Here is an 8,391-nt window from a genome sequence, read left to right as displayed (position 1 = left end):
GCCGGCGATGGGGAGCGTGCGTCTGTGAACCGGGAAATTCCCGCGGAAAGCGCCAGAAATGGCGAAATTCCGAAGTTCCAAAAGCCACTCTTCGGAACGACGCCACCTTCCGCCCTGTCAGGTCTCGTTGTTCAGACCTTCCCTAACGGAGGGGCATTGACTTACCGCTTGCGGACGAACAACCCTCAGGCGTGCGTCAGCAGGCTCACAGGCAGATATGCTGTTGCCGCAATTTCCTGAGGGGATGGTCTGAATGGCCCACTAGACCTCTCAAATTCCAGCTTCTTGCATGTCAATGACGAGCAACATGTCGGGTTTGGTGCGATTTCCGCAACTTTCTAGCGGTTTTAGCTGCCGCCAGGCAGCATTACCCCTGACCGGCAGCAATTGCCGGCGCACCATCCATCAGTTGGCCTCTGGCTCGGCTCTTGCCTGCGCCCTCAGACCCCGGCCAAGGATGAGATCGGCATGATTGAGTTCGACCCGGATCATCGTATAGGTCTGACCAGCCCTCGGACCGGTTCTATTTCCTCGGTGATCGCCTGATCAATCCCCGAGGGTCGCGATCTGCTCCCGGAAGATTTGGCCTGGCTGTCGCTCACCGCCTGCCAAGCGCAGGAATGGCACCGGATGCTGGAAGCTGCACGCTCGGAACCTTTGCTCAACCGCACCGCGCTTGGACTCGGCACTGACCTTACTAGGCTTTGACACGGATAACTCATCATGGCCTGAGTCGACCTTCTTGTCAGTGTCCGTAAAAACGGGGTAGAACTCCCACTGCAATCCTGGAAGGCTAAGCTATGGCCCGTAGCCGCTTGCATGGGGTCACTACAAGAATGCACGAAGCCGTGTGTCAATGACCAATGAATGGAGAACGATTTCAGATGAAGAATTGGCTGATCGGCTTAGTAGTCACCATGGCATGGACTAGCCCCTGCGCTGCTCAAATCGCCCCTGAGTTGCTCGGGGGCGCGGATCCGAACAAGCCGATGTTCAGCGAATCCTTCTACAAAGGGATTGAGGGCAATTGGGTGCTGGTACGCGAACCCGTCAACACCGGTTACCACTGCTCGGTTAATTTCATCACGCCAGATTCCACCTTGTCGTTTCGCGGTCCCGCCGACGCTGGGATGGCGAAAAAGGGTCATGGCAGTCTTTGGTTCATCAGCGAGGCAATCCCCCCGGTGACAAAGCCCGAGATCGCTCCGATCACGTTGTCATCCACCAACCACCCTACGCAGAATGTTCAGGCCGCCCATGTGAGCATGCCTGGCCAGAGCAGTGGGGCGTTGTTGCTGACCATCGACGTGCAGAAATCGGTGGAGGAAAAGCCGGACAGTAATGAGCTCGCCATCCAGCTTCAGGGGAAAGAGGTGTTCCGGTCAAAAGTTGTCCACTTGCAGCTGGCGTATCGCCAGCTTTCGGCTTGCATGAGCGCGGCTCGAAAATAGACCATGATCTCAGCCGTTTAGCACGTTCAAGATGTCGGTGCAGGCGCGACCCATCCCACTTGTGTCGCCACTTGACTCAACGAAGATATTCACATCGGCAACCCTCAGCATCCCGGCGCTGTCCGGGATCAGCGCATAGCGGACGTTGCAATTTTTATAACCGCCGCCATTGTAAGTCGCGCCGGTCACAAGATTCTGCCACATGACGCGATTGTCAAAGGCCTGCCCATAAGAGAGCGTCCGCGCGATCCCGGCCTGACGGACAGCGGGGTTGCCGTTCGCGGCGACGACCTCTTGCTCAGTCTTACCCAACCACACCTGGATCAGTAGCGATTCACTGCGCGATAAACGCCTTTTTCCACGGTATTCAGCGGCGATCTGAGTAAAGTCCATATTGGCCTTCATTGCTGCCAGATTGCCCTGCACCCTCCCCTGCGCTTCGGTTACTTGTTGCTGCATTTGGGCCAATTTTGCCGTGAGCGCTGCCGATTCTGCTGGCGTCAGCTTGCGGCCGCTATTGATCGCGGGCTTCGGCACATCGGACCATAGTTTTTCCCAGGTAAAGTCGGCAAGCGAACTCATCGACAGTCCATCGGGGACCGGTTCCAGTCCATTCAAGCCAATGGCTGCCAGTTTCGCTCGCAATGTATCGGACCTAATCACATGATCGACCGCCGCAGCTCGTTTGGCATCGCCAATGCTGGCAGTGTTGCAGGCTACATTCCATGCCTGTCGCATCGTGTAGCTGGTCGTGCTTTGCCAATCGGTGGGCTGGAGATCAATGATCGCCGGATCCTGTTTCATGGTCTTTGCGCCGCTGGCCACCCGGAATTCCACGGAATCCGGCGTGTCCAACATGCCGGTCGAATCAGCCTTGTGCTTGGGTGCGCCACGGCCGCGCCGAATCGAATTGGGGCATTTGAACTGAAGTTGATATTCCAACCATAGGGGTTGGTCGACCGCTTCATAGACCATCGTCAAATCAATCTGAATGACACGGTTTGAGTCAGGATTTGCGAGATCAGCATTGATCGGTGTGTGGTCCATAATTGCGTCACTGGCGTAGACGTTGACACGCTTTCCGGCTGCACCCTGCATATCGATCAGATACTTGCTGGCCCCGACTTGCGTTGCGATGACCATCATGCCCGCACCGATTACGAGCTTTGTGATTTGTCGTGTCATGAGCGCTTCCTTACCCGTTTTACAAACTCGCGTTCTACCGCGCACGTATGTTACTGATATCAAAACGTTCTCAAAATTTGAGTATGCAATTTTGAAGCTTCTGCCGTAACCTGGCGCTTCCAGGTCGATTGTGCTGCAGCGACGTCAGAAATGCTAAGCCTTGTTGCGGAACGCCCTCGTTAGGCTTGTAGACCAAGCGAGGGGCTTCTCTCAGTGCCGGGAAGCCAAGAGCGACGCTGGCGTTGCACCTGCGCCGGAGAACTCAGTAGATGACGTCAGCAGATGACGCACGCTGACGGATGCCGTTGGTCGCAGCGCCCACGGCCGCTACGCAAACGCAGACGATGCGCGGGCCGGGATCATCAGTCGGGAGGACGATTGCGTCAGCTGCAGCGCCTGCCTGGTCAAGCCGACCACAGCGCCAGCGTCACCAGCACGGCCGTTTCGGTCAGTTCCACCAATGCGCCGCAGGTATCGCCGGTCATGCCGCCAAGGCGTTTCAGGCAGGCGCGGCGCCAGAGTGTGAACACCAGTGCGGTGATACCAGCGCACAACGCCGCGGTGGCCAGCCCGGCAACGATGCACACCGCGGTGCCGGCGCTCAGCGCCAGCCACATGCCTGCACGAGGGGCGCCCGACAGCGCGCTGCCCAGCCCGCCGGCGCGCACATACGGCGTACTTAGGAACGCGGCAACCAGCGCGCTGCGCGCCAGTAACGGCGCCAGCCATAGCGTGGTCGGCGCCTGCGCCAGCAGGCTGGCCAGTGCGGCGCATTTGAGCAGCAACACCAGCACCACTGCGGTGACTGCCATCGGGCCGCTGGCGGGGTCCTTCATGATCGCCAGTGTGCGTCTGCGCTCGCCCATGCCGCCGACCCACGCATCGGTCGTGTCGGCCAGGCCATCCAGATGCAACGCGCCGGTCAGCCATACCCAGGCGCTCAACAGCAGCGCTGCGCCCAGCAACGGCGCCACCTCGCGCAGGCACCAGGCCAACCCGCACACCACCCCACCGAGCAACACGCCCACCAGCGGGTACCAGCACAGCGAGCGCGCCTGCGCGCCTGCGCGCGTGAACACCCGGGCGGGCACCGGGATGCGGGTCAGAAACCCGATCGCCGCCAGCAACCCGTCGATCATTCGGTGTCGTGCGCCGGTGGCAATGCCGTGGATGAGACCGGCGATCTCAAGCCGCCAGCCGCGTCGGTCGGCGGCCAGGCCAGCGCATGCAGCGACGCATGCGGCACTGCCAGTTCGGTCATCCGGCAGAACCCACTTCCGGCGACCAGGCACTGCAACGCGCGGATGGCGCCGCCGTGGGTGACCACCAGCACGCGCTGTGCCGGGTAGCGGACGACGATGGCATCGAGCGCGGCTGACAGGCGCGCGCAGAAGTCGGTAAACGGCTCGGCCTGCGGTGGCGGATCGCGCACCGGGTCGGCCCAGAAGCGGCCGAGCGCTTGTCCTTCGTCGCGATCGATGTCGGCCACGGGCACGCCCTGCCAGCGGCCAAAGTGATATTCGCGCAGGCGCGGCTCCAGCTGCAGCGGGATGGCACGCGCTTGGGCAAGCTCGGTGGCGAACAAAGCGCAGCGCTGCAATGTGGATGCCACGACTGCGTCCCACACGCCATCGGCAGTGGCCGCACGCAATTGCTGCCAGCCCAGTTCGGTGAGCGGGTCGTCGAGCTGGCCGCGATAACTGCGCTGCCCGGTATCGCCATGCCGCAGCAAGGTGATCTGTGCGCTCATGCGTCCGACACCCCGGCTTCGGCGAAGGTCGCCATGCCGTTGTGCAAGGCGCAGGCGCTGCGCAGTAGCGGAATCGCCACCGCCGCGCCGCTGGCTTCGCCCAGACGCAGATCCAGTTGCAACAAGGGCTCGGCATCCAGCGCACGTAGCAGTGCCGCATGCCCACGTTCTTGCGAACGATGCCCGAACAACAACCATTCGCGCACGCCGGGATTCAGGCGCGTGGCCACCAGTGCCGCCGCCGTGGTGATGAAGCCATCCACCAGCACCGGGATGCCGGCCTGCGCGGCGGCGATATAGGCGCCGACGAGGGCAGCAATTTCGAATCCGCCCAGGCGACGCAGACGCTCCAGCGGGCTCGATGCATCGGCATGCAAGGCCAGCGCACGCGTGATCACGGTGGCCTTGTGCGCGATGCCTTCGGCATCCAGGCCGGTGCCTGCACCGGCCATCGCCTGCGGGAACTGCGACAGCAAGGCGCAACCCAGCGCCGCGGCAGAGGTGGTGTTGCCGATGCCCATCTCGCCGCCGACAAATAGCTGGGTATCGCAGCTCCTGGCCTGCGCGATGCTGTCGGCACCGGCGGCGAGCGCATCGCGCAGTTGGGTGGCCGTCATCGCCGGCTGTTCGCAAATATTGGCGCTGCTAGGCGCGATCCAGGCACGCCGCACCCGCGGCAGGTCGCCGGGGTCGTTGACCACGCCCAGATTCACCACTTCCAGCCGCGCGCCCAGCTCGCGCGCCAGTACCGCAATGGCGGCGCCACCGCGTGCGAAATTGCGCACCATCTCGCCGGTAACCGCCTGCGGAAATGCCGAGACCCCTTCGGCCGCTACGCCATGGTCGGCGGCATACACCGCGATCCAGACCCGCTGCGCTCCTGGCCGTTCGGTGCGTTGCCAGGCTGCCAGCTGCACCGCCAGGTGTTCCAGCCGGCCCAACGCGCCGTGCGGCTTGGTCAGCTGTTCCTGCCGGGCAAGCGCGGCAGAGCGCATGCGCGGGTCCGGCACTGCGCAGGCACCAAAGATCCAATCGCTAGTCACACGCGCTCTCCTTTCAACACCATCGGCAACCCTGCCACCACCAACACCACACGCTCGCACTGTAGCGCCAATGCCTGATGCAGCCAGCCAGCCTCGTCCACAAACCGACGCGTGAGTTCACCCATTGGCACGATGCCCTGCCCCACTTCGTTGCTGACCAGCAGGATCTGCCCCGGCAACTGCGGCAGCGTTGCCAGCAGCGCGTCGCGCTCGCGCGCGAACACGTCCGCATCCGGGTGACCAAGCAGGTTGCTCAGCCACAGGGTCAGGCAATCCACCAGCACGCAGCGGTCCGGCGCGGCATGCGCCTGCAGGCTTGCCGCCAGCGCGATGGGCTCTTCCACGCACTGCCAATGCGCCGGGCGTTGGCTACGGTGATGGGCAACGCGCCGATGCATTTCCTCATCGAAGGCTTGCGCTGTAGCCAGGTAGGTCACTGCGCGCCCGGACGCTGCCGCGATGCGCTCGGCCAGTGCGCTCTTGCCCGAACGGGCGCCGCCAAGAATCAGGTGCTGCATGCCGCCTCTCTGCTGATGAGGCGTGTCAGTGCGGCGGTATCCAGATGCGTGTGCACCGTATCGGCCAGACGTTCCAGGCTGGCTTCGCGCAGCGCTGCAAGATCCAGTGGCGCGGCCTGCGCCAGACCGGCCCATGCCAGCAATGCAGCCAGTGCCTGCGGGTGATCGAACACACCATGCACATAGGTGCCGAGCACCTGGCCATCGTCGGAGATGGCGCCATCGGTACGCCCATCGTCCAGCTGCAGCAATGGCCGTGCCAGCGCAGCGCCGCTGCTGATGCCGCAGTGAATTTCATAGCCGCTGACACCGGCATCGCCCAGCAGCAGGCGCCCGTGCACGCGATGCAATTGCTTGTGCGGCTGCAGCGTGGTTTGCAGCGGTAGCCACCCAAGACCTGGGCTGCTGCCCGCTGCGCCTTCGATCCCATCTGGGTCGTGGAGATGGGTGCCCAGCATCTGCAGCCCGCCGCAGATACCGAGCAGTTTTCCGCCATAGCGCAGGTGACGGGCGATGGCGGCGTCCCACCCATGCGTGCGCAGCCACTGCAGATCGCACCGGGTGGATTTGCTGCCCGGCAGCAGGATCAGATCGCACGGCGGTGGCGTCTGCCCAGGACCGATCAAGCGCACATCCACTTGCGGATGCGCCAGCAACGCGTCGATGTCGGTGTGATTGCTGATGCGCGGCAGCACCGGCACCACCACGCGCAATTGCGCCTGCGGTTTCTGCGGCGCGTTGCGCGGCACCGCGTCTTCGGCATCCAGCTGCAGGCCGTGCAGATACGGCAAGACGCCGAGCACCGGCTTGCCCGTTTCGCGCTCGAGCCATTCCAGTCCGGGCTGCAGCAGCGCCAGATCGCCGCGAAACCGATTGATCACAACACCGGCAACGCGTGCGCGCTCGCTGGCCGATAGCAACGCCAGCGTGCCGACCAGATGGGCGAACACGCCGCCGCGGTCGATGTCGGCCACCAGAATGACGGCGCAATCCACCGCTTCGGCATACCCCATGTTGGCGATGTCGTTGGCGCGCAAATTGATCTCGGCCGGGCTGCCGGCACCTTCCACCAGCACCACATCGAAGCGCTCGACCAGGCGCTCATGCGAGGCCAATACCGCCTTGAACGCGGTTGCCTTGAAGGCGTGATAGCCCACCGCATCCAGCGTGGCGACCGGCTGCCCATGCACGATCACCTGCGCACCGGTATCGCTGTTGGGCTTGAGCAATACCGGATTGAAATCGGTCTGCGGCTCCAGCCCGCATGCCTGTGCCTGCAATGCCTGCGCGCGGCCGATTTCGCCACCGTCCACCGTCACTGCCGAATTCAGCGCCATGTTCTGCGGCTTGAATGGCGCCACCGCAATGCCCTGCCGATGCAGCCACCGGCACAGCGCGGCCACCAGCGTGCTCTTGCCCGCGTCGGAGGTGCAGCCCTGCACCATCAGTACGCGCGCGCTCATGCCAGCACCTGGCGCAGAGCCGCATCCAGACGCGCCTCGCCCGCGGCATCGGGGGGAAGACCGAAGCGCAGACTGGACGGTGTGTCGAACAGCCGCGTCAAAATGCCGCGTTGCGCCAACGCGACGTGCAAGGTGGCGGCGTCATCGCGCCGGCACCACTGAAAGAACGCCGTGCTTGCGGTAGGTACGATCGCATGCGCATGCAACAGCTGCGCAAGCCGCTGCGATGCCGCGTGCAGGCGCGCACGTGCCTGCAACTGCCACGGCGTATCGGCCAATGCCTGTTGCACGGCCCACCGTGCCGGGCCGCCGAGCGCCCATGGCCCCAAGCGTTCGCGCACGGCAGCCAGCACTGCGCGATCTGCGCAGACAAATCCCGCACGTGCGCCTGCCATGCCGAAGAACTTGCCCACCGAGCGCAGCACGACCAGACCGGGCCGTTGGGTGAAGGCGCATACGCTATGTTGCGGGGTCGCATCCATGAAGGCCTCGTCGATCACCAGCCACCCACCGCGTGCTGCAAGCCGCGCATGCAGCTGCAGCAGCGTGTCGGGATCGAAGCGTTCGGCGCATGGGTTATTGGGGTGGATCAGCACGATCACATCCAGCGTCTCACCGGCTTGCAGCAACTGCGCAGCGCTCATCGGCACGACCGGATGTCCGGCACGCTGCCATGCCTGCGCATGCTCGGCGTAGCCAGGCGTGAGCACGCCGACGCGGCTGGGTGCGCGCAGCAGCGGCAAGGCCTGGATCGCCGCCTGCGAGCCGGCCACCGGCAGTACCTGCGGCGCGCCGTAATATGCAGCCGCGCGTTCGGCCAGGCCATCGTCGTCTTCGGGCAAGCGCTGCCACACGTGCTCCGGGATGGCGGGCACTGGCCATGCGAACGGGCTCACGCCGGTGGACAGGTCCAGCCACTGCGCGAGCGGAATGTTGTAGGCCTGCGCAGCGCGGCGCAGGCGCCCGCCGTGTTCAAGCATT

8 protein-coding genes and 1 pseudogene are annotated in these 8,391 nt (G+C 63.9%); 1 reads left to right on the top strand and 8 read right to left on the bottom strand.

Going from position 1 to position 8,391, the window contains the following annotated elements; genetic code table 11:
- Positions 1–292: 292 nt before the first annotated feature.
- Positions 293–414: pseudogene (locus J7367_RS14240) on the bottom strand (IS5/IS1182 family transposase); the annotation flags it as partial.
- A 470-nt stretch (positions 415–884) separates the two neighbouring features.
- Here J7367_RS14240 and J7367_RS14235 point away from each other — a divergent pair.
- A complete protein-coding gene (locus J7367_RS14235; RefSeq protein WP_057663370.1) occupies positions 885–1,451 on the top strand; it encodes a hypothetical protein in 567 nt (188 codons plus the stop codon).
- 9 nt (positions 1,452–1,460) lie between these two features.
- Here the strand turns inward: J7367_RS14235 and J7367_RS14230 are convergent, their stop codons facing one another.
- The 7 genes from J7367_RS14230 to cobD all read right to left on the bottom strand — a co-directional run bounded on the left by J7367_RS14230 (position 1,461) and on the right by cobD (position 8,390).
- The gene (locus J7367_RS14230) at positions 1,461–2,597 is read right to left on the bottom strand and encodes a hypothetical protein (protein WP_057663384.1); all 1,137 of its coding nucleotides are present in this window, start codon (positions 2,595–2,597) and stop codon (positions 1,461–1,463) included.
- A 443-nt stretch (positions 2,598–3,040) separates the two neighbouring features.
- Entirely contained in the window at positions 3,041–3,775 is a 735-nt protein-coding gene (locus J7367_RS14225) for an adenosylcobinamide-GDP ribazoletransferase (RefSeq protein ID WP_007963730.1), read from the bottom strand.
- Positions 3,772–4,386 (bottom strand): histidine phosphatase family protein, encoded by a 615-nt coding sequence (locus J7367_RS14220; protein WP_007969601.1) that lies wholly within the window; start codon positions 4,384–4,386, stop codon positions 3,772–3,774. The genes J7367_RS14225 and J7367_RS14220 overlap by 4 nt, the downstream gene beginning before the upstream one ends.
- Entirely contained in the window at positions 4,383–5,429 is a 1,047-nt protein-coding gene (gene cobT, locus J7367_RS14215) for a nicotinate-nucleotide--dimethylbenzimidazole phosphoribosyltransferase (RefSeq protein WP_007963726.1), read from the bottom strand. Before cobT ends, J7367_RS14220 begins: the two co-directional genes overlap by 4 nt.
- On the bottom strand, positions 5,426–5,947 hold the full coding sequence (cobU, locus tag J7367_RS14210) for a bifunctional adenosylcobinamide kinase/adenosylcobinamide-phosphate guanylyltransferase (RefSeq protein WP_057663367.1): 522 nt from the start codon (positions 5,945–5,947) through the stop codon (positions 5,426–5,428). Before cobU ends, cobT begins: the two co-directional genes overlap by 4 nt.
- Positions 5,935–7,410 carry a cobyric acid synthase gene (locus J7367_RS14205; RefSeq protein ID WP_057663363.1) on the bottom strand — a complete coding sequence of 492 codons (1,476 nt, stop codon included), beginning with the start codon at positions 7,408–7,410 and terminating at the stop codon, positions 5,935–5,937. Before J7367_RS14205 ends, cobU begins: the two co-directional genes overlap by 13 nt.
- Complete coding sequence (gene cobD, locus J7367_RS14200) at positions 7,407–8,390, bottom strand: threonine-phosphate decarboxylase CobD (protein ID WP_057663360.1); 984 nt, start codon at positions 8,388–8,390, stop codon at positions 7,407–7,409. Before cobD ends, J7367_RS14205 begins: the two co-directional genes overlap by 4 nt.
- Between the last annotated feature and the right edge of the window lies 1 nt (position 8,391).

This window comes from Xanthomonas sp. D-36-1, assembly GCF_017746155.1.
Taxonomy (GTDB): domain Bacteria; phylum Pseudomonadota; class Gammaproteobacteria; order Xanthomonadales; family Xanthomonadaceae; genus Xanthomonas; species Xanthomonas cissicola.
Note: the sequence above shows the minus strand (reverse complement) of the source record. Positions and strands in the feature narration are given on the sequence as shown.

Bases quoted from the DNA above. Each gene is read 5' to 3' on its own strand.
- J7367_RS14235 (WP_057663370.1), top strand. From the start codon at position 885: ATGAAGAATTGGCTGATCGGCTTAGTAGTCACCATGGCATGGACTAGC.
- J7367_RS14230 (WP_057663384.1), bottom strand. From the start codon at position 2,597: ATGATGGTCATCGCAACGCAAGTCGGGGCCAGCAAGTATCTGATCGAT.
- J7367_RS14225 (WP_007963730.1), bottom strand. From the start codon at position 3,775: ATGATCGACGGGTTGCTGGCGGCGATCGGGTTTCTGACCCGCATCCCG.
- J7367_RS14220 (WP_007969601.1), bottom strand. From the start codon at position 4,386: ATGAGCGCACAGATCACCTTGCTGCGGCATGGCGATACCGGGCAGCGC.
- cobU (WP_057663367.1), bottom strand. From the start codon at position 5,947: ATGCAGCACCTGATTCTTGGCGGCGCCCGTTCGGGCAAGAGCGCACTG.
- J7367_RS14205 (WP_057663363.1), bottom strand. From the start codon at position 7,410: ATGAGCGCGCGCGTACTGATGGTGCAGGGCTGCACCTCCGACGCGGGC.
- cobD (WP_057663360.1), bottom strand. From the start codon at position 8,390: ATGCTTGAACACGGCGGGCGCCTGCGCCGCGCTGCGCAGGCCTACAAC.